Source organism: Brevundimonas albigilva (assembly GCF_023503965.1).
Lineage (GTDB): Bacteria > Pseudomonadota > Alphaproteobacteria > Caulobacterales > Caulobacteraceae > Brevundimonas > Brevundimonas albigilva.
In genome coordinates, this window is record NZ_CP097298.1 from 2,691,446 (window position 1) to 2,709,779 (window position 18,334).

21 protein-coding genes and 3 pseudogenes are annotated in these 18,334 nt (G+C 70.2%); 10 read left to right on the forward strand and 14 right to left on the reverse strand.

The genetic code is table 11. The features are described from left to right. The first annotated feature begins 44 nt into the window (after positions 1 to 44). From MU852_RS14200 to trhO, 4 genes and pseudogenes are all read left to right on the forward strand, one after another. Positions 45 to 206 (forward strand): hypothetical protein, encoded by a 162-nt coding sequence (locus MU852_RS14200; protein ID WP_249750104.1) that lies wholly within the window; start codon positions 45 to 47, stop codon positions 204 to 206. An 18-nt stretch (positions 207 to 224) separates the two neighbouring features. Continuing rightward, on the forward strand, positions 225 to 683 hold the full coding sequence (locus MU852_RS14205) for a hypothetical protein (RefSeq protein ID WP_249750105.1): 459 nt from the start codon (positions 225 to 227) through the stop codon (positions 681 to 683). Between the two features lie 48 nt (positions 684 to 731). Then, the gene (purD, locus tag MU852_RS14210) at positions 732 to 2,006 is read left to right on the forward strand and encodes a phosphoribosylamine--glycine ligase (RefSeq protein ID WP_249750106.1); all 1,275 of its coding nucleotides are present in this window, start codon (positions 732 to 734) and stop codon (positions 2,004 to 2,006) included. 18 nt (positions 2,007 to 2,024) lie between these two features. Next, positions 2,025 to 2,992 (forward strand): annotated as a pseudogene (trhO, locus tag MU852_RS14215) (oxygen-dependent tRNA uridine(34) hydroxylase TrhO). Here the strand turns inward: trhO and MU852_RS17535 are convergent. After that, complete coding sequence (locus tag MU852_RS17535) at positions 2,962 to 3,168, reverse strand: murein L,D-transpeptidase catalytic domain-containing protein (protein WP_283843647.1); 207 nt, start codon at positions 3,166 to 3,168, stop codon at positions 2,962 to 2,964. The pseudogene trhO and the gene MU852_RS17535 sit on opposite strands and share 31 nt — an antisense overlap. Further along, positions 3,137 to 3,661, reverse strand: a complete 525-nt coding sequence (locus tag MU852_RS17540; protein ID WP_283843648.1) for a murein L,D-transpeptidase catalytic domain-containing protein — start codon at positions 3,659 to 3,661, stop codon at positions 3,137 to 3,139. Before MU852_RS17540 ends, MU852_RS17535 begins: the two co-directional genes overlap by 32 nt. 126 nt (positions 3,662 to 3,787) lie before the next feature. Between MU852_RS17540 and MU852_RS14225 the strand changes: the two genes are divergently transcribed. Next, positions 3,788 to 5,113: a metal-dependent hydrolase family protein gene (locus MU852_RS14225; protein WP_249750107.1), complete on the forward strand. Its 1,326-nt coding sequence runs from the start codon at positions 3,788 to 3,790 to the stop codon at positions 5,111 to 5,113. Here the strand turns inward: MU852_RS14225 and lpxK are convergent. Genes lpxK through MU852_RS14250 form a run of 5 tightly spaced genes read right to left on the reverse strand, consistent with a single transcriptional unit; the run spans position 5,098 to position 9,934 of the window. After that, complete coding sequence (gene lpxK, locus MU852_RS14230; protein WP_249750108.1) at positions 5,098 to 6,114, reverse strand: tetraacyldisaccharide 4'-kinase; 1,017 nt, start codon at positions 6,112 to 6,114, stop codon at positions 5,098 to 5,100. The genes MU852_RS14225 and lpxK overlap by 16 nt on opposite strands. Continuing rightward, a complete protein-coding gene (locus tag MU852_RS14235; protein ID WP_249750109.1) occupies positions 6,111 to 6,482 on the reverse strand; it encodes a hypothetical protein in 372 nt (123 codons plus the stop codon). The genes lpxK and MU852_RS14235 overlap by 4 nt, the downstream gene beginning before the upstream one ends. 5 nt (positions 6,483 to 6,487) lie before the next feature. After that, positions 6,488 to 7,405 carry a 3-deoxy-D-manno-octulosonic acid transferase gene (locus MU852_RS14240; protein WP_249750110.1) on the reverse strand — a complete coding sequence of 306 codons (918 nt, stop codon included), beginning with the start codon at positions 7,403 to 7,405 and terminating at the stop codon, positions 6,488 to 6,490. A 10-nt stretch (positions 7,406 to 7,415) separates the two neighbouring features. Beyond that, on the reverse strand, positions 7,416 to 8,099 hold the full coding sequence (locus MU852_RS14245) for a lysophospholipid acyltransferase family protein (protein WP_249750111.1): 684 nt from the start codon (positions 8,097 to 8,099) through the stop codon (positions 7,416 to 7,418). Next, entirely contained in the window at positions 8,096 to 9,934 is a 1,839-nt protein-coding gene (locus MU852_RS14250; protein ID WP_249750112.1) for an ABC transporter ATP-binding protein, read from the reverse strand. Before MU852_RS14250 ends, MU852_RS14245 begins: the two co-directional genes overlap by 4 nt. Before the next feature lie 81 nt (positions 9,935 to 10,015). Here MU852_RS14250 and MU852_RS14255 point away from each other — a divergent pair, with 81 nt between their 5' ends. Beyond that, positions 10,016 to 10,681: a protein tyrosine phosphatase family protein gene (locus MU852_RS14255; RefSeq protein ID WP_249750113.1), complete on the forward strand. Its 666-nt coding sequence runs from the start codon at positions 10,016 to 10,018 to the stop codon at positions 10,679 to 10,681. Positions 10,682 to 10,685: 4 nt separating this feature from the next. On the opposite strand, the gene MU852_RS14260 is transcribed toward MU852_RS14255, so the two are convergent. The 3 genes from MU852_RS14260 to MU852_RS14270 form a co-directional block, all read right to left on the reverse strand. Then, on the reverse strand, positions 10,686 to 10,886 hold the full coding sequence (locus MU852_RS14260; RefSeq protein ID WP_249750114.1) for a hypothetical protein: 201 nt from the start codon (positions 10,884 to 10,886) through the stop codon (positions 10,686 to 10,688). 91 nt (positions 10,887 to 10,977) lie between these two features. Next, positions 10,978 to 11,217, reverse strand: a complete 240-nt coding sequence (locus MU852_RS14265) for a DUF4170 domain-containing protein (RefSeq protein WP_249750115.1) — start codon at positions 11,215 to 11,217, stop codon at positions 10,978 to 10,980. Between the two features lie 132 nt (positions 11,218 to 11,349). Then, positions 11,350 to 12,018: a J domain-containing protein gene (locus tag MU852_RS14270; protein ID WP_249750116.1), complete on the reverse strand. Its 669-nt coding sequence runs from the start codon at positions 12,016 to 12,018 to the stop codon at positions 11,350 to 11,352. A gap of 45 nt (positions 12,019 to 12,063) precedes the next feature. On the opposite strand from MU852_RS14270, the gene MU852_RS14275 reads away from it, so the two are divergent. From MU852_RS14275 to MU852_RS14290, 4 genes and pseudogenes are all read left to right on the forward strand, one after another. Beyond that, positions 12,064 to 12,369, forward strand: a complete 306-nt coding sequence (locus MU852_RS14275; RefSeq protein WP_249750117.1) for a BolA family protein — start codon at positions 12,064 to 12,066, stop codon at positions 12,367 to 12,369. Positions 12,370 to 12,452: 83 nt separating this feature from the next. Beyond that, the gene (locus MU852_RS14280; RefSeq protein ID WP_249750118.1) at positions 12,453 to 13,055 is read left to right on the forward strand and encodes a hypothetical protein; all 603 of its coding nucleotides are present in this window, start codon (positions 12,453 to 12,455) and stop codon (positions 13,053 to 13,055) included. Positions 13,056 to 13,150: 95 nt separating this feature from the next. Continuing rightward, positions 13,151 to 14,266: an ATP-binding protein gene (locus MU852_RS14285; protein ID WP_249750119.1), complete on the forward strand. Its 1,116-nt coding sequence runs from the start codon at positions 13,151 to 13,153 to the stop codon at positions 14,264 to 14,266. A gap of 98 nt (positions 14,267 to 14,364) precedes the next feature. Further along, positions 14,365 to 16,014: pseudogene (locus MU852_RS14290) on the forward strand (cisplatin damage response ATP-dependent DNA ligase); the annotation flags it as partial. A 71-nt stretch (positions 16,015 to 16,085) separates the two neighbouring features. Here the strand turns inward: MU852_RS14290 and MU852_RS17975 are convergent. From MU852_RS17975 to MU852_RS14305, 4 genes and pseudogenes are all read right to left on the reverse strand, one after another. After that, the gene (locus MU852_RS17975; protein WP_347342398.1) at positions 16,086 to 16,214 is read right to left on the reverse strand and encodes a DUF2177 family protein; all 129 of its coding nucleotides are present in this window, start codon (positions 16,212 to 16,214) and stop codon (positions 16,086 to 16,088) included. Then, positions 16,211 to 16,486, reverse strand: coding sequence for a DUF2177 family protein (locus tag MU852_RS14295; protein ID WP_347342310.1), 276 nt, complete (start codon positions 16,484 to 16,486; stop codon positions 16,211 to 16,213). The genes MU852_RS17975 and MU852_RS14295 overlap by 4 nt, the downstream gene beginning before the upstream one ends. An 11-nt stretch (positions 16,487 to 16,497) precedes the next feature. Then, positions 16,498 to 17,517 (reverse strand): SAM-dependent methyltransferase, encoded by a 1,020-nt coding sequence (locus MU852_RS14300; protein ID WP_249750120.1) that lies wholly within the window; start codon positions 17,515 to 17,517, stop codon positions 16,498 to 16,500. 58 nt (positions 17,518 to 17,575) lie between these two features. Beyond that, a pseudogene (locus MU852_RS14305) lies at positions 17,576 to 18,313 on the reverse strand (DUF1295 domain-containing protein); the annotation flags it as partial. Positions 18,314 to 18,334: the final 21 nt, after the last annotated feature.

The window sequence follows — 18,334 nt, forward strand, 5'->3', positions numbered from 1 at the left end:
GATCCGCGCGGGAACGGCTTGGCCGCCTCGCCGTTCGCTCCTTCATGCCCGTCGACCCGCAAGGCACAGATCCCGAGGACCGTTCGCCGCGCGAGCGTGGTCTTCAGCGCCGAAGCGGCGAGGGCGGAGCCATGAGCCCCTGGCTGCTGATCTTCGGCGTCATCCTGTTGGGGGTGGCCGTCTATGTCGTCTCGGCGGTGCTCTGAAAAAGGAAAGAACGAGATATGCAGCGCCTCACATCCCTCGCCGCCGTCCTGTGCCTCGTCGGCGCCGCGGCCTGTTCCGACCGTGACGACGACGTGGTGCAGGCGCCTGCGCCCAACGCCGCCCCGCAACCCGTTTCGGAAACGCGGGCGGACGCCGCGACGACAAGCGCCGCCCTGGCGTTCGGCATGACGCGCGAACAGCTGGAGGACGCGGACCTGCTGTCGGAGGCGAACACCGATCTGGGCGACGTCGAGACGCTGGTGCTGGACGCCCAAGGCCGGCTGACCCACATCGTCGTCGATCTGGAAGGGCCCGGCGACTTGGAGGTCGTGGTTCCCGTCGGCGACCTCTCGTCCGTCGACCGCAACGGCGAAAAGGACCTGACGACGCAGCTGACGCTGGCCCAGCTGCAGGCGCTGCCGGCGTGGACGCCCGGCATGATGCCGACCGGCGCCGCCCAAGCCCCGGCCCGTTAAGCGTTTCCGGCGCTTGACCGGCCGATCCGGGCCGGTCATGTCCGGGGCATGAACATCCTCCTCGTCGGATCGGGCGGGCGCGAACACGCCCTGGCCTGGAAGATCGCCCAGTCGCCGCTGACCACGCGGCTTGTCGCCGCTCCGGGCAATCCCGGCATGGAGGCGCTGTGCGAACTGCGCGCGGTGAAGGCGGACCACGCCGAGGGGCTGGCCGCCCTGGCGCGTGAGATCAAGGCCGATCTGGTCGTCGTCGGGCCCGAGGTCGCCCTGGCCGCGGGCCTGGCCGACCGGCTGGCGGCGCTGGGCGTGCCTTGTTTCGGACCCACCGCCAAGGCGGCGCAGCTGGAAACGTCCAAGGCCTTCTCCAAGGCGTTCTTGGAGCGACACGAGATCCCGACCGCCGGCTATGGCGTCTATGACACGGTGAAAGACGCCAAGGCGGCGCTGGACGTCTTCAAGCCGCCCTATGTCATCAAGGCGGACGGCCTGGCGGCCGGCAAGGGGGTGGCGATCAGCCCCGACCGCCCCGACGCCGAGGCCGAGATCGAGCGGATGCTGGGCGGCCGTTTCGGCGCGGCGGGCGCACGGGTGGTGATCGAGGAGTTCATGGACGGCGAGGAAGGCTCGCTGTTCGCCCTGTGCGACGGCCAGCGGGCCCTGCTGTTCGGCGGGGCGCAGGATCACAAGCGCGCCTTCGACGGCGATCTGGGCCCGAACACCGGGGGGATGGGCGCCTATTCGCCGGCCCCGGTCTTCACGCCCGACCTGGTGCGGCAGGCGAACGACCGCATCGTCCAGCCGACCGTCGCCCGCATGGCCGAGGAAGGGGCGCCCTATCGCGGCGTGCTCTACGCCGGCCTGATGGCCACCCATGACGGCCCCAAGGTGGTGGAGTTCAACGCCCGTTTCGGCGACCCGGAATGCCAGGTGCTGATGATGCGCTTCGCCGGCGACATCGTGCCCTATCTGCTGGCATGCGCGCGCGGCGATGTCTCGGGCCTGCCGGCGCCGAGCTTCAAGCCGCAGACGGTCATCTGCGTCGTCATGGCGGCCAAGGGCTATCCCGACAGCCCGCTGGAAGGCTCGATCATCCGCGGCGCCGAGCAGGATTTCGGCCCTCATGTCCAGGTGTTCCACGCCGGGACCAAGCGGCGCGACGACGGCCAGTTGTGCGCCGCGGGCGGGCGGGTGCTGAACGTCTGCGCCGAGGGCGACGACATCGCCCAGGCGCGCGAGCGGGCCTATGACGCGATCCGCAAGATCGACTGGCCGGGCGGATTCAATCGCACCGACATCGGTTGGCGCGCGCTGGAGCGGGGCTGAGTGGAGCCAGCCGGGACCCTGCAAGGCGGTTTCCGGGTCGCCGCCCTCTACCGGTTCGCCCCGATCGAGAACCGAGAGGCCGTGCGCGATCGCCTGCTTTCGGCCTGCGAAGCGGGCGAGGTGCGGGGCACGCTGCTGGTCGCCCATGAGGGCCTGAACGGAACCATCGCCGGCCCGGCGGCGGGGGTGGACGAGGTTCTGTCCGTCATTCGCGCATGCCGGGCTTCGCCGATCTGGACGTGAAATTCGCCAGCACGGATGTCGCGCCCTTCCTGCGGCTGAAGGTCCGAATCAAGCGCGAGATCGTGACGATGGGCCAGCCCGACCTGGACCCCGCGCGGCAGGCCGGCGTCTATGTGGCGGCCCAGGACTGGAACGCCCTCATCGCCGATCCCACGACGCTCGTGATCGACACGCGCAACGACTACGAGGGCGACGTCGGCGCCTTCGAGGGGGCCGTCCAGCCCAACACCCGCAGCTTCCGCGACTTTCCCGACTGGTTCCGGGGCGAGGGGCGGGCGCTGTTGCAACAGAGCGGCGCGCGCCGAGTGGCCATGTACTGCACCGGCGGGATCCGCTGCGAGAAGGCGACGGCCTTCCTGAAGGCCGAAGGGGTCGACCAGGTGCATCACCTGGAGGGCGGGATCCTGCGCTATCTGGAGACGGTGGCTAAGGATGACAGCCTGTGGCGCGGCGAATGCTTCGTCTTCGACGAGCGGGTGGCCGTGGGGCACGGCCTGGCCCAGGGGCGCCACACCCTATGCCGGGGATGTCGGATGCCGGTCAGCCCGGCGGGCCGAGCGTCGGCGAACTATGTCGAAGGCGTCTGCTGCGACCGCTGCCACGACACCCGCGACCAGGACCAGCGACAGGGCTACGCCGAGCGTCAGCGTCAGGTCGAGATCGCGCGGTCACGCGGCGCGACGCATCTCGGCGCCCCAGGACCGCAAGCCGATCAGGCCCAGGCGAACAGCAGGCGGCCCTGACCCATGCGCTCGCGCAGGTCGGGCAGATCGGCGTGGGCGACCGAGAAGCAGCCGTAGCTGCGGCCCAGCTTGCCCTCGCGCGCCAGGAAATCCGGGTCGGCGTAGTCGGCGCCGTGGATGATGATGGCGCGCTCGCGGGCCTTGTCATTGGTGTATTCCAGCCCGTCCAGCAGCACGTTCGGCCCCTGCTGCGATCCCCAGCTGGCGCCGGCGGTGGCGTAGGCGCCGACCCGAAGACATGTTGGAATCGGGCGTGTTCGAGAAGCGCTGGGCGTAGCCGGTGTGCGACGGATCCGAGCCCCGGCCGTGGCAGGTGCGCAGGACCGTCACCTGGCCGCCTTCCAGATCGACCTCGTAGAGGCGCTCATCGCCCGAGAACTTCTGGAAATCGACCAGATACATCCGGTCGCGCAGCGGCAGGCGGCGGTGATGGATGTCCAGCGCGGCCATGGCGCGCTCCATCAGGTCCTTGCGCACGCGACCGCGTGGATCGAGCGGGGGCGCGGTCAGGTTGGCGGTTTGAATGGCCGGAGCCGGCGCCGCGCTGGGCGCGGCGGTCGGGACTACAGGCGCGGCCTGCGCGGTCACGATGGGGGTGGCCCTGGCGCTGGCGCATCCCGCCAGCATCGCCGATCCGCCAAGGATCAGCCCTCGTCTCGATAGCCGCATGCGACGCCCTCGTTGCGGTTTGTTCTTAGGCGCTATTTGTTTCAAAAGGTTTCTCGGGAGGCAACCTGAGCCTTGGGCCGAAACGCGCCCAGGCGCACGGTGAAGCCATTGATTCGGAGGGGATTCATGAAACGGCTTGGCTTGTTTGCGGCGATGATTGTGGCGGCGGCGACGCCGGCGCTTGCACGTCAAACCCCCGTCCAGTCGGCGATTTCCGGCGATCAGACGACGACGTTCCTGGAAGTGGGGCGGCTTTTGGCCGACCCGGAAACCGGCGTTGTGCAGCGCGATAAAACTCTCGTGATCCGCGGGAACCAAGTCGTCGAGACGCGCGACGGGTTCGTCGGCGACGCCTCGCAGGGCCGCGTCGTCGATCTGCGCGAGGCCTTCGTCCTGCCCGGCCTGATCGACAGCCACGTCCACTTGACCGGCCAGCAGAATCCCAATGCGCGCCTGGAGAACGTGACCCAGTCGGACGCCGACCAGGCGATGGTCGGCGCCCGCTACGCCCGGCGCACCCTGATGGCGGGCTTCACCACCGTGGCGGATCTGGGCGCGAGCAATGAGGCGATCTTCGCCCTGCGTGAGGCGGTCCGGCGCGGCGACGTGCCGGGGCCGCGCATCATCGCCGCCGGCTCGGCCGTGTCGATCCACGGCGGTCACGGCGACATCAACGGCTACCGCGAGGACGTCATGCACCTGCTGTCGTCCGAAAGCATCTGTTCGGGGCCCGAGGACTGCATGCGCGCCGTCCGCACCCAGGTGCGGGCCGGGGCCGACATCATCAAGATCACGGCCACGGGCGGCGTCCTGTCCAACACCGCCGCTGGACTGGCCCAGCAGTTCAGCGATCCGGAACTGGCCGCCATCGTCGAGAGCGCCCATCGCATGGGCCGCCAGGTCACCGCCCACGCCCACGGCGTGGACGGCATCAACGCCTTCCTGCGCGCGGGGGGCGATTCCATCGAGCACGGCACCTATCTGGACGACCAGTCGATCCAGCTGTTCAAGCAGCATGACGCCTGGCTGGTGCCCACCCTGCTGGCGGGTGATTTCGTCGCCCGCATCGCCTCGGGGCCGGACAACTTCTTCACGCCGGCTCAGACGGCCAAGGCGCTGGAGGCGGGGCCGAGGATGCTGGACATGGCGCGGCGCGCGCACGAGGGCGGGGTCAGGATCGCCTTCGGCACCGACAGCGGCGTCTCGGCCCACGGCGACAACGCCCAGGAGTTCGCGCTGCTGGTCCGCGCCGGCCTGACCCCGCTGGAGGCTGTCCAGGCCGCCACCGTCGGCGCCGCCGAACATCTGCGCATCTCCGGCGAGGCCGGCAAGATCGCGCCCGGCAGGCCCGCCGACATCGTCGCGGTGGCGGGCGATCCGTTGACGGACGTGACCGAACTGGAGCGGATGCGCTTCGTGATGAAGGGCGGGGTGATCTACCGCGCCGACTGAAGCCTGCCGGTCAGGAAGGCGGTGAAGGTCAGGGCGTCGTCGAAGCGGGCGACGACCGGCCAGGCCGCGATCCTGGCGCGCCAGTCGGCGGGCAGCCGCACCCAGTCCTTCTCGGTGGTGACCAGGCCCGCGTCGAAGGTGGCCGCGCGGTCCTGCAGGAAACGGAGCTGCTCGGGCCGATAGGCGGCGTGGTCCGGAAACGGGACGAAGTCGGCCAGGTCGCAGCCCGCCGCGATCAGCGAGCGCTCGACCTTCCAGGGCTTGGCGATGCCGGCGAAGCCGACCTGCGGACCGGGCGGCGGCGGCGTCTCGGCCGTCAGGCGGGCGGTGAAGACCGGCAGGTCGCCGAACAGGGCGAGCAGTTCGGGATCGGCCGTGTCGACATCCGTCGGCAGCATGATCACCACCGCGTCGGCCCGCGCCAGGCCGGCGGCCAGCGGTTCGCGCATCGGACCGGCCGGGAAGACGGCGCCGTCGCCGAAGGGCCATTCGTCGTCGCGCGTCTCTCCGTCGACGACGATCAGGCTGATCGTCTTCCGGAGCGCCGGGTTCTGGTGCCCGTCGTCCAGCACCAGGGCCTGGGCCCCCGCCGCCACGGCCGCGCGGGCGCCGGCGACGCGGTCGCGCGCGATCCAGGCCGGCGCCCCTTGCGCCAGCATCAGAGGCTCGTCGCCGACCTGGGCGGCCCGATGCAGGGCCGGATCGACGCGAACCGGACCTTCCAGCGATCCGCCGTAGCCGCGCGACAAAGCCTGGGCGTCCAGGCCGCCGCTGCGCAGCAGGCGCAGTATCTCGCGCGCCACCGGCGTCTTTCCCGACCCGCCGACGGTCAGATTGCCGACCGAGATCACGGGACAGCCGGGATCGACCGGCGCGGCGCGGGCGATGCGACGGGCGGTGACGCCGGCCCAGATCCAGCCCAGGGGACGCAGCAAGGCGCGGGAGATGCGCGCGTGGTCGGGCTGGCGGCGATACCACCAGCGGGGCGTGTTCAGCTTCATCGCCGTCGGGCCTCGGCGGGCGGCAGCAGGGCGGACAGACGGCTCCAGAGCAGGTCCAGACCGCCGTTGGCCTCGGCGGCGGCGCGGCGGGCGCGCTCGCCCATGGCCTTGGCCGCATCGGGCGAGGCCAGCAGAGGTCCGAGGACGCCGGGCAGGTCGGACGGCGCGTCCACGACCGCCAGCCCGCCCGCGCGCACCAGGGCTTCGGTGACCGCCGCCCAGTTGGAGGCGTCCGGCCCGGTCACGGCCGGCTTGGCCAGACGCGCCGGCTCCAGCGGATTGTGACCGCCGACGGGGGCCAGGCCCAGGGCGGGGGCGAAGGAGCCGCCCATCACCACCACATCGGCCAGACGCAGGAACAGGCCCATCTCGTTCAGGGTGTCGGCCAGGTAGAGGTCGGTGTCGCCGTCCGGCTGTTCCCCGCGCGAGCGGACGGCCAGGCGATAGCCGTCGCGCCGCAGGGCCGCCTCGATCGCGGGGCCACGCTCCGGATGGCGGGGGCGAGGATCAGGCAGTTGCGGCCGGGCAGGGCGTCCAGCGCGCGGACGATGGCGGCCTCCTCGGCCTCATGGGTGCTGGCGGCGACGATGACCGGGCGGTCGCCCACGGCGGCGCTGAGGCGGCTGAAGGCGGCCTTGTCGAAGGGCAGGGGATCGCCCGCCAGCTTCAGATTGACCAGGCCGTCGACGCGAGCGCCCATGGCCTCCAGCCGTTCGGCCGAAGCGCGGTCCTGGGGCATGACCAGGTCGAAGGCGCAGGTCACGCGCCGGGCCGAGGCGGGGAAGCGCGCCCATCGCTCGGCGGTGGCCTGGGTCAGGCGCGCGCTGACCAGCGCCAGGGCGACGTCGCGCCGGCGCGCCTCCAGCAGCAGGTTGGGCCAGAGCTCGCTCTCGACGAACACCGCCAGATCCGGCCGCCAGTGGTCCAGGAAGGCGGCGACCACGCCCGGGCCGTCGACGGGGGCGTACTGGTGAATGACGCCGGGCGGCAGGCGGTCCGCCAGGATGCGCGCCGAGGTCACGGTGCCGGAAGTGACCAGAACGGTCACGTCCGGACGCACCGCGCGAAGGCGCGCCACCAGCGGCAGCAGGGACAGGGTCTCGCCCACGCTGACCCCGTGCAGCCAGGCCAGGGGGCCCGGTGGGCGGGCCGCGCCGGCCACGCCCAGGCGTTCATCGACCCTGACGGGATCCTCCTTGCCGCGGGCGGCGCGGGCGTCCAGCAGGCGCGGGGCCAGCGGCTCCAGCAGCCGCGTCGCCAGGCGATAGAGGAGCAGGGGAAGCGGCGTCACGCGGGCGGCCTCACACGCCCAGGCCGGTCAGGGCGTCGGCGCGGGCCTCCACCGCATTCAGCCGCGCGGTCCAGTCGGCGACGACCGCCGCGGGCTCGGCCCCAGCCGGATAGTCGACCCGATCCCAGACGATGGCGCCCTTGCCGAACGGCAGGGGCAGGACGGCGCGGTCCCAGCTGTCCAGGCGTATGGCCGGATGGCAGCTCATGCCGATCAGCAGCACGGGCGCGCCGGACAGCTTGGCCAGCAGGGTGGTCCCCTCGGCCATGACGTTGGCGGGGCCGCGCGGGCCGTCGGGGGTGATGGCCAGGGCGCCGACCTTCAACTGCTTCAGTCCGTCACGCAGGGCCTGCGACCCGCCCTTGGCGCGGTCGGCCTTGTCCTTGTTCGCCGAAGAGCCGCGCACGGCCGGAAAGCCCTGGCGCGCCACGGCCTTGGCGATGAACTCCCCGTCGGCCGAAAGCGAGATCAGCGCCTTGGCCGGTTGGGCGCGGTGAAGCGGCCAGCAGGACGGCGACAAGCCGATGCGCGAATGCCAGAACACGCACAGCACCCCGCCGCCCTGGGCCCAGACCTGTTCGGCGGCGGCCTGGTTCTCGTGCGTCCACCGGATGGTGGCGAAACAGAACCGCATCCATTGCGCCAGGATCCAGGCCAGGGCGGATTGGACGGCCGGGTTGCGCAGCGGCCTCACGCCACGGTCTCCAGGCTGGGCGCTCCGTCCAGCGACTGCTGGCGGGCCAGGCGGGCGTACAGGCCGCCCTGGGCGACCAGATCGTCATGCGCGCCCTGTTCGACCACGCGGCCCCCGTCCAGCACATAGATGCGGTCGGCGTTCCGGACCGTCGACAGGCGGTGGGCGATCATCAGGGTGGCGCGGCCCTGCATCAGCCGCTCCAACGCCGCCTGGACCAGGGCCTCGCTCTCGGTGTCCAGCGCGCTGGTGGCCTCGTCCAGCAACAGAACGGGCGCATCCTTCAGGAAGGCGCGGGCGATGGCGATGCGCTGACGCTGGCCGCCCGACAGGCGCACCCCCGCCTCGCCCGCGCGGGTGTCGTAGCCGTCCGGCAGGCCGACGATGAAGTCGTGGGCCGCGGCCGCGCGGGCCGCCGCCTCGATCTGGTCCTGGGACACATCCGTGCGGCCATAGGCGATGTTGGCGGCGATGGTGTCGTCGAACAGGAAGGGCTCCTGCGTCACCAGGGCGATGTGGTCGCGCAGGTCGGGCAGTTGCAGGTCGCGGATGTCCACGCCGTTCAGGCGGACCGCGCCGCCGGTGACGTCATAGAAGCGCGGCAACAGGCTCAGGATCGTGCTCTTGCCGCCGCCCGAGGGGCCGACCAGGGCCACGGTCTCGCCCGGCGCGATGTGGATGGCGACGTGATCCAGGGTCGGGGCGACGCCTTCGCGCGAGGGGGCGTAGGCGAAGGAGACGTCGTCCAGCACCACCTCGACCGGTCCGGGGGGCAGGGCGGCGGCGTGGCTGGCTTCCCGGATCTCGGGCTGGATGTCCAGGGCGGCGAACAGCCGGCGCGCCGCCGTCAAGCCCTCGCTCATCACGGTGGCCAGATTGGTCACCTGGCGCAGCGACTGACCGGCGGCCAGCAACATGCCGATGAAGGCGGCGAACTCGCCCACGTCCATCACGCCTTGCTGCGCCTGCCATCCGGCATAGGCCATCACCGCGGCGACGACGGAATAGGCCACCAGGTCGCTGGCGGGGCCGGCGAAGGCGCGGGCGTTGGCGCCCTTGATGACGTGGCGCTGGCGGCGGGCGACGACCTGGGCCACGCGCGCCTCTTCGGCGGCCTCGCGGTTCTCGATCTTGATCAGACGGACGCCGTCCAGATTCTCCATCAGGGCGGTGGACAGAGCCTCGCTCTCGGCCATGGCGCCCCTGGCCGCCTTGCGCGTCTTGCGGCCGAAGCGGCGAAGGATCAGGGCGACGGCCGGGATGCCCAGCATCACCACCATCGCCAGCTTCCAGTCGATCCAGAACATGTAGAGGATGACCGCGATCAGGGTCAGGCCGTGCTGGGTGTAGTTGACCACGCCCGAGGTGAAGGCCTCGCGCACCAGGTTGGCGTCATAGAGGACGGTGGAGACGAAGGCTCCCGAATGCTGGGCCCGCAGCCGCGCCAGGTCGGCGCGGATCATGGCCGCGAACAGCCGCACCTGGATGTCGCCGACGATGCCGTGGCCCAGCCGGTTGATCAGCGCCGACTGCCCGGCAGAGGCGAAGGTCCGAACCATGGCCACCGCGACGATGGTGACGGGAATCCACGCCAGGGCCTGGGCGTCGTTCAGACTGACCATATTGAACAGCCGCACCGGCCCCCCGCCGGGCACGAACAGGCCGTTCACCGCCGGTTCCAGCAGGCCCAGCAGCACCGCCGACAGGGCGCCGGCCACGCCCGCGCAGATCATGGCCGTGACGAGCGCCAGCTTGTTGCGGGACAGATAGTCCCGCCAGATCCGGCCCAGCAGGGCGCGCAGCGGCAGGGACTCGGGGGCGGCGGGGACGGTCATCGGCTCTCGGTCGGACGGCTGGCGGTCCAAGTCAACCCGTGGGTGATGACGCGGGCGCTGGGGTTCGCTATGGGCGCGGATATGGGGCGTTTCGATCTTTCCACCAGCATGGGGCGTTTTCGGGCGCACTGGCATTATTTCTGGGCCGACCACGCCTTCCTTCGCCTGGCCTTCTCCAACGCGCACTGGCTGGGGCCGGACCTGGTGCGCACGAACCAGCCGTCGCCGCGCCAGCTGGCGTACTGGAAGAAGAAGGGCGTCCGCACCGTCATCAACCTGCGCGGCCAGCGCGACGAAGGCTATTACTGGCTTGAGCGCGACGCCTGCGAACGGCTGGGCCTGACGATGATCGATGCGCCGCTGGATTCGCGCGACGCGCCGGGACGCGACCGCATCCATCGCGCGCGCGACCTGTTCCGCACGATCCAATATCCCGCGCTGATCCATTGCAAGTCGGGCGCGGACCGGGCCGGAATGATGGCGGTGCTCTACAGGCATTTCCATTTGGGAGAACCGATCTCCCTGGCCATGCGCGAGCTGTCGAAGAAATACCTGCACCACCGCGAGGGGCTGACCGGGGTGCTGGACTTCACGCTGGAGAAGTATGTGCGCGAGGTGGAGCCTCGGGGCGTGTCCTTCATCGACTGGGTGGACAGCGACGCCTATGATCCCAAGGCGATCCGGGCCGAGTTCAAGGCCGGCTGGTGGGGCACCCTGCTGACGGAACGCCTGCTGCGCCGCGAATAGGGCGTCAGCCCCACGGGCCCGACGACGGCCGATCGTCGGTTCCGCCGTCCCGCGCCTGCTCGGCGTCGCGCCGGGCCTTGCGCTGGGCCTCCCAGCGCTTGAACCAGCGTCGATAACGGATCTGGCCGCGCAGATTGACCATGAACAGCGCCAGCACGCACAGCAGGCTGACGAGCTGGAATATCTGTTGGCCGTCGAGGTTCATGTGCAACGCCCTTTCGCCGCCGGCGGTCGGCCGGCGCTGGATCGCGGCAGGCAAGCGCGCGGGGCGGGGCGGACGTTCCGCCCCGCAACCATCAGCCCTCGCCGCGCGGGTCGATCAGCTTGTGGGCGTGCAGGATGAAGTAGCGCATATGGGCGTTGTCCACCGTGGCCTGGGCGCGCGCCTTCCAGGCCTTCTTGGCCTCGTCGTAGCTGCCGTAGGCGCCCACGAACTCGACCTGGGACAGGTCGCGGAACACCGGCTCGTGCAGATGGCGCAGTTCGCCGCCGATGACGAGGTGAAGCAGTTGCGGCGTCTCTTTGACTTCGGCCATGACGGGATCCTTGAAGGGGAGGGCGTTAGCGCGGCGGAATAGGCGTTAAGGCCGACAGGATCAACCGAGGACCGGGTGACGGGCGCAACGAAGGCCGTCGACCTTGGTGGAAACCGGCCTTTTTGTTTCCCATCAGGCTAGGCCCGCCTTCTTCAGCGTCTTCCAGGCCTTGATAACCCGCTGCAGTTTCGCCTCGGCGCCGCGATCGCCGCCGTTGGTGTCGGGGTGGAACCGCTTCAGCATCTCGTGATAGCGCGCCTTGACCGCCGCCTTGTCGGCGCCGGGGTCCAGGTCCAGGTCCGCCAGGGCCGCGCGCTCCAGCTTCCCGATGCGCCGATCCTCGGCCGGCGCCGCCGTCGCCTGGTCGCCGCGGCGTCCGAACAGGCCGAAGCTGTCGCGCCAGGAGCCCGAGCCGCCGGTGTTGGCCGTTCCCATCTTGGCGGCGAAGGCCGCCGCTTCGCGGCTCAGCTTGCCGGCCTTCATCTCCCAGGTCGGGCGGCCGCCGGTCATCGCCTCGTTCTCCTGGGCGGCGCGGATCTCGCCTTCGCTCATGCCGGCGTAGAAGTTCCAGCCCTTGTTGTATTCGCCGGCGTGGACCTGGCAGAATTCGTAGAAGTCGTTCAGCCGCTCGCGCGACTTGGGCGCCCTGGCGGTCGCGGCCTTGCGGCAGTCGGGCCACTGGCACGGCTTTTCGCCCGGCTTCAGGTGCAGGACGTCGGCCTGGGCGGCCTCTTCCTCGGGCTTGGGCGGCTTCACGCGAATGTCGGTGAAGCGCGGCTTGTATTGAAAGGAAGCGGACATCAGCCGAAGTGTAGTCCCGAATTGGACGCCATCAAGGAAACGATCATGTCTGACGGCCCCGTCGCCGCGAAAATCCGGGAAAAGCTGACGGCGGCCCTGTCGCCGCAGCGGCTGGAACTGGAGGACGACAGCTGGCGCCACGCCGGCCACCATCATGAAGGCGGCATGGACGCGCGGCCGGGCGGCGAGAGCCACTTCAATCTGGTGATCGTTTCGGACGATTTCGAGGGGCGGTCGCGCGTGGAGCGCCAGCGCATGGTCAACGGCCTGCTGAAGGACGAGATGGCCGGCCCGGTCCACGCCCTGTCGATCAAGGCCTTGACGCCATCGGAAGCGGCGCACAGCGCCTGATTGCGCAAAAGATCAGCGTTCACTTCGTCTTAGAACCTTCGTTTTAGCGTCACGCGACCAAACAGAACGTGGGGGACGGCTGCATGGTGGAATCCGACGGCGTCGCGAAGCCGATGACCGCTGATCAGCACGCGGGCGACGCCGCCCAGGCCCTGACGGCGATCCTGCAGACGCAGTATCTGCGCTATCTGATCATCGCCAGCTGGGCGCTGGGCCTGCTCGGCGTGGTGCCGTGGTGGCAGGCCCTGCTGTGGTTCGGGGGCACGGTCGGCGCCGGGGCCGTTCGCGGCGCGTTCGAGCGACGCATGGCCGAGCGGGTCGACGGCGGCTGGGGGTTCGTCTTCCCGACCGTGGCCACCGTCACCACCGGCGCCTGGGCCGTCGCGCCGTTGCTGGCGTGGTTTTCCGGGGCGCCGTTCGGCCAGCCCCTGGCCGTGGCGCTGGTGGTGTCGGGCTATGTGCTGGTCTTCGCCCAGCTTCGCAGCTCGCCCCGCCAGGCCGTGATCATTTCCTCGCCCTACGGCGCGGCTTCGATCGTCATGTTGCTGAGCCTGATCGGCCAGCCGGAGTTCTGGTCCCTGCTGCTGGTGCTGCCGTTCACGGCCGCCGGGCTGTTCGTGCTGGTGACCATGACCATGCTGCGCGAGGAGCAATCCGGGCCTTCCAGGCGCACCAGGCGCATCTGATCGAAGAGCTGGAAAGCGCTCGCGACAAGGCCAACGCCGCGAACGACGCCAAGTCCAATTTCCTGGGCGTCATCTCCCACGAGCTGCGCACGCCGATGAACGGCGTGTTGGGCGCGGCCCAGCTGCTCAGCGCCACACGGCTGGAGACGACCCAGCGGGAGTATCTGTCGATCATCCGCAACTCGGGCGACAACCTGCTGAGCCTTCTCAACGACATCCTCGACATGACCAAGATCGAGGCCGGCAAGATGACCTTCGAGATCGTCGACGTCGTGATCGAGGACCTTCACAAGCGCATCACCGGGCCGTTCGAGGCCCAGGCCGAGGCCAAGGGGCTGGGCTTCGTCTCGACCTTCGAGGGCGAGGTGCCGATGGTGGTTCGCGGCGATCCCCTGCGCGTCTGCCAGGTGGTCCAGAACCTGCTGTCCAACGCGGTCAAGTTCACCGATACGGGAGAAATCCGCTACGTGGTGCGCGGCGAGCGCATTTCAGACCAGCGCGCGCGGTTCGAGTTCCAGGTGACCGACAGCGGCGCCGGAATCGCGCCGGCGGATCTGGAGCGGCTGTTCCAGCCCTTCACCCAGGTGGACGCCTCCTCGACGCGCCGGTTCGGCGGCACGGGTCTGGGTCTGACGATCTCGCGCCGCATGGCCAACATCATGGGCGGCGACATCACGGTGACGTCGCGCCTGGGCCAGGGATCAGCCTTCACCTTCGCGGTCGAGGCCGAGGTGGTCGAATGGGCCCGGCCGGCGCCGGCCGAGGAAATCCACGCCGAGGTCGAGGGCGTCGCCTCCCTGCGGGTGCTGGTGGTCGAGGACCATCCCGTGAACCGCATGATCCTGGAGGCGTGGATGAGTTCCGCCGCGCACGTCACCGTCACGGCCGAAAACGGCGAACTGGCTGTGAAGGCGGCCTCCGAACAGCCGTTCGACCTGATCGTCATGGACGTGAACATGCCGGTGATGGACGGCCTTACGGCGACGCGGTTGATCCGCGAGGGCGGACTGAACGCCGACACGCCGATCGTCGTCCTATCCGCCTCGGCCCGCAGCGAGGACCACGAAGCGGGCCTGCAGGCCGGCGCCGACGCCTATCTGAACAAGCCGATCGACTTCGCCGCCCTGGCGAACGTGATCGGCCGCGTCCCCGGCGGGCGGGAAGCCGTGGCCGGCCTGTCGTCGGCGTTGGCGCAGTCGGTCGCCGCCTGAGACGACGACCCGGCGAATACGCACGCCTTCGGGGGAAACCTGAGCGGCGTTTCCCGTTGTCCCCTCGGCGACGCTTTCGACGCCGATGACGGATCACCATGCGCGCCTTCGCCGAGCTTCTGGATCGCCTGTCCCTGACGGCGTCGCGCAACGCCAAGCTGGTGCTGGTGCGCGACTATCTGAAGGCGACGCCTGATCCGGACCGCGGATGGGCGCTGGCCGCCCTGACCGGCGACCTGACGTTTACGGCGGCCAAGCCGGCCCTGATCCGCAAGGCGGTGGAGGGACGGGTCGACCCGGTGCTGTTCGGCTGGTCCTACGACTATGTCGGCGACCTAGCCGAGACGGTGGCCCTGCTGTGGCCGTCGCCCGCGGACTATCGCCCCAACCGCGAACCGGAACTGGCCGAGGTGGTGGATGCGCTGTTGCGCGCCAAGCGCGGCGAGGTTCAGCTGCTCATCGAGGGCTGGCTGGACGCGTTGAAACCCAAGGGGCGCTGGGCGCTGCTGAAACTGGTCACGGGCGGCCTGCGGATCGGTCTGTCGGCCCGGCTGGCCAAGACCGCGGCGGCCATGATCCGGCCCGCCGCGATCGCGCAGCCGCCCGACCCTGAAGGCGACGAGGCGCAGACGGCCCTGACGGCTGTGGACGTTTCGGACATCGAGGAGGTCTGGCACGCGGTCGATCCGCCCTACGCCGACCTGTTCGCCTGGCTGGAGGGGCGGGCCGAACGGCCCAGTCCCGATGCGCCGGGACGTTTCCGGCCGGTGATGCTGGCGGTCGCCATCGACGAGGCGGTCGATTTTCCCAAGCTTTCGCCCGCCGACTACGCCGCCGAATGGAAGTGGGACGGCATCCGGGTCCAGGCGGTGCGGGAGGGCGGCGTCGCGCGCCTCTATTCCCGCACCGGCGACGAGATTTCCGCCGCCTTTCCCGACGTGATGGAGGGGCTGGACTTCGACGGCGCGATCGACGGCGAGCTGCTGGTGCTGCGCGACGGGCGGCCCGCGCCGTTCGGGGATCTGCAGCAGCGGCTGAACCGCAAGGCGGTGGACGCCAAGTTGATGGCCGCCCACCCGGCCGGCGTCCTGGCCTACGATCTGCTGGCCTGGAACGGCGAGGATCTGCGCGCGCTTCCGCTGGCCGAGCGGCGGGCCAGGCTGGAGGCCCTGGTGGACGCCCACCCCGGCGATCGGCTGCGGCTGTCGCCGCTGGTCGACTACGCCAGCTGGGAGGCCCTGGGTCGTCTAAGGGCCGATCCCCGGTCGGCGCGGCCGCCGAGGGCCTGATGCTGAAGCGATGGGACAGCCCCTATCTGGCGGGTCGTCCGAAGGGGCCCTGGTTCAAGTGGAAGCGCGACCCGCACGTCATCGACGCCGTGCTGATGTACGCCCAGCGCGGCCACGGAAAGCGGTCCAGCTTCTATTCCGACTACACCTTCGGCGTCTGGACTGACGGGAGCGCTGACCCCGGTGGGCAAGGCCTATTTCGGTTTCACCGACGAGGAGCTGAAGCAGTTGGACAAGTTCGTGCGCGACCATACCGTCGACCGCTTCGGACCTGTTCGCTCAGTTCGGGCCGAGCGCGACTTCGGCCTGGTGCTGGAGATCGCTTTCGAGGGCCTGCAACGCTCCAGCCGGCACAAGTCGGGGGTCGCCATGCGCTTTCCGCGCGTCAGCCGAATCCGTTGGGACAAGCCCGCGCGCGAAGCCAACACGCTGGACGACGTGATGGATCTTCTGGACGCCATCGAGAGCGGCGGGGGCGCATCGCCGTCGCGAGCGGGTGACCGACCACGCCGGGCCGCCCCCGCCCGTCGTCAGGACGAGAAGCGGGCGGCCAGCCAGTAGCCGCCCAGCGCGGCCGTGGTCGTCAGGACGACGCCCCAGGCGAGGTCGATCAGGGTGATGTGGGTCGGCCAGACCCGCAGGGTGGCCTGGTTGGTCAGGTCGAGGTCGCATAGGCCACCAGTCCGAGCACGGCGCCCATGCCCGCCGCACGCAGGGCGGACCCTTCCCGCAGCGCCGGCAGGACCGCCACCACGACCACGCCGAAGACATAGATCAGGTAGAAGGCGACGGCGGCGCGCATGTTGGGGCGGGCCGCCATCAGTTCCCCGATCGCGGGCTGATACAGCCGCGGCGCCATCAGCGTCAGCCAGATGGCGTCCAGCACCCCCATGGTCAGCCCGCTTCCGAGATAGGCCAGCAGATAGCGCATGACAGTCTCCTTCAGACGGCGCGCAGACGATAATGGCTGACGCCCCATTCGCGACCGCCGGCGTCGCCGAACAGGCCGGCGGTGGCCAGATAGAAGCGCCGCCAGCGCCGGGTCCACAGCCGGGCCTGGTCGCCATAGACGTCGCGCATGATGCGGGCCACGGCCTCGGGCTGGGCGTCCATCGCGGCCAGCCAGTCCAGCGCGGTCCGCTGATAGTGGGCGCCGCTCCAGCGCCAGTCCTGTTCGACCTCGAACAGGTCGGAATATTGCCGCATCAGGCCATGGCTGGGCATCACCCCGCCGGTGAAGAAGTGCTGGGCGATGAAATCGGAAGGGTCCGACGCCTCGAAGCGATAGGGGGTCGTCCGGTGCGCGAAGACGTGGATGAACATCGCGCTCTCCGGCGTCAGCCACCGGCGCGCGCGGGTCAGCAGGGCGCGCCAGTTGGCCATGTGCTCGAACATCTCGACCGAGACGATGCGGTCGAAACGACGGTCGATGTCAAAGTCATTCATGTCGCGCGTCAGGACGGTCAGGTTCGACAGGCCGCGCTCGCGCGCCTGTCCCTCTATGAAGGCGCGTTGACCGGCCGAGTTGGACACCGCCGTGATGGTCGATGCGGGGTAGCGCTCGGCCATCCACAGCGACAGCGAGCCCCAGCCGCAGCCAAGTTCGAGAACGTGCTGACCATCCGCGAGGCCGGCGTGCTGGGCGGTCTCAGCCAGCGCCGCTTCCTCGGCCTGCGCCAGGCTTTCGGTTCCGGCGGGGTACAGGCAACACGAGTATTTCAGGCGCGGCCCCAGGCAGATGCGGAAGAACTCGGCCGGGAGCTCGTAGTGCTGGGCGTTGGCGGCCTCGACGTGCTCGGCGATCACGCGTCCGGCCATTTCCCGCGCGAAGCGGGCGTCGGCGTCGGGCGTCTCTTGAAGTCCCTTGCGCGCGCCCGCCACCAGGGCGGCGATGGCGGGCCGGACGATGAAATCCGGCGCGGGGGCGTCCTGGGCGGATCGCAGAAGGGCGGATAAGGGCATGACGCCTCCGGTCAGCGGGCCTTGGGCGGAAGGGGAAGAAGCGGGACACGCGCTGCTGGTAGGCGCGATACGCCTGCGGTCGCGACTTCAGCAGCTGCGCCTCCAGCATCGGCACGCCGCTGACGTGATTGAGCAGCCACCACATCATCGCCGGCGCCATCAGCGACAGCCAGCCGAACGGGTGATCAAGGCTCAGCGCCATCACCGGCCACGCCAGCCAGACGGTCCATTCGAAGAAATAGTTGGGATGCCGCGACCAGGCCCACAGGCCCGTATCGGCGACCTTGCCCTTGTTGGAGGGCTCGCGACGGAAGGCGGCCATCTGGCGGTCCGCCAGCGCTTCCCCGCCGACCGCGATCAGCACGATCAGGGCCGCCAGGGCGTCGCGCCACCCCAGATCGGCGTTTGGGCGGATGGCGGCGGCCCGCAGCGACACGGCCAGAACCGCCACGGTCGCCGCCTGTATCATCAGAAACGCCCAGGCCTTGAAACCCCATCCGCCCCATTGCGTCTTGAAGCGCTCATACCGGGGATCCGGCGTGTCCGAGCGAGCGGTGCGCACCGCGATGTAGCCGCCCAGCCGAAGCGCCCATAGGCCGATCAGCACAGCGACAAGCCGCTGGCGCGCGTCGATCGCGTCGGTCGCCGGCCACAGCGCGGCCAAGGCCCCGATGGCGCCGATCGACAGGGCCCACACCACATCGGTCCAGCCGCCGTCGCCGGCGAAGCGCACGATCACCCAGGCGATGGACAGGGCGATGACGGCCAGGACGGCGCAGACGACGATGACCAGCATGATCCCTCCCGGCGTTCGTGG

Coding starts and splice junctions, on each gene's coding strand:
- MU852_RS17540 (WP_283843648.1), bottom strand. CDS start 3,661: ATGCGGCTATCGAGACGAGGGCTGATCCTTGGCGGATCGGCGATGCTG.
- MU852_RS14280 (WP_249750118.1), top strand. CDS start 12,453: ATGGTGGAATCCGACGGCGTCGCGAAGCCGATGACCGCTGATCAGCAC.
- MU852_RS14285 (WP_249750119.1), top strand. CDS start 13,151: ATGAACGGCGTGTTGGGCGCGGCCCAGCTGCTCAGCGCCACACGGCTG.
- MU852_RS14295 (WP_347342310.1), bottom strand. CDS start 16,486: ATGCGCTATCTGCTGGCCTATCTCGGAAGCGGGCTGACCATGGGGGTG.
- MU852_RS14205 (WP_249750105.1), top strand. CDS start 225: ATGCAGCGCCTCACATCCCTCGCCGCCGTCCTGTGCCTCGTCGGCGCC.
- purD (WP_249750106.1), top strand. CDS start 732: ATGAACATCCTCCTCGTCGGATCGGGCGGGCGCGAACACGCCCTGGCC.
- MU852_RS14300 (WP_249750120.1), bottom strand. CDS start 17,517: ATGCCCTTATCCGCCCTTCTGCGATCCGCCCAGGACGCCCCCGCGCCG.
- MU852_RS14235 (WP_249750109.1), bottom strand. CDS start 6,482: ATGGGCCTGTTCCTGCGTCTGGCCGATGTGGTGGTGATGGGCGGCTCC.
- MU852_RS14270 (WP_249750116.1), bottom strand. CDS start 12,018: ATGTCCGCTTCCTTTCAATACAAGCCGCGCTTCACCGACATTCGCGTG.
- MU852_RS14225 (WP_249750107.1), top strand. CDS start 3,788: ATGAAACGGCTTGGCTTGTTTGCGGCGATGATTGTGGCGGCGGCGACG.
- lpxK (WP_249750108.1), bottom strand. CDS start 6,114: ATGAAGCTGAACACGCCCCGCTGGTGGTATCGCCGCCAGCCCGACCAC.
- MU852_RS14250 (WP_249750112.1), bottom strand. CDS start 9,934: ATGACCGTCCCCGCCGCCCCCGAGTCCCTGCCGCTGCGCGCCCTGCTG.
- MU852_RS14200 (WP_249750104.1), top strand. CDS start 45: ATGCCCGTCGACCCGCAAGGCACAGATCCCGAGGACCGTTCGCCGCGC.
- MU852_RS14275 (WP_249750117.1), top strand. CDS start 12,064: ATGTCTGACGGCCCCGTCGCCGCGAAAATCCGGGAAAAGCTGACGGCG.
- MU852_RS14265 (WP_249750115.1), bottom strand. CDS start 11,217: ATGGCCGAAGTCAAAGAGACGCCGCAACTGCTTCACCTCGTCATCGGC.
- MU852_RS14260 (WP_249750114.1), bottom strand. CDS start 10,886: ATGAACCTCGACGGCCAACAGATATTCCAGCTCGTCAGCCTGCTGTGC.
- MU852_RS14255 (WP_249750113.1), top strand. CDS start 10,016: ATGGGGCGTTTCGATCTTTCCACCAGCATGGGGCGTTTTCGGGCGCAC.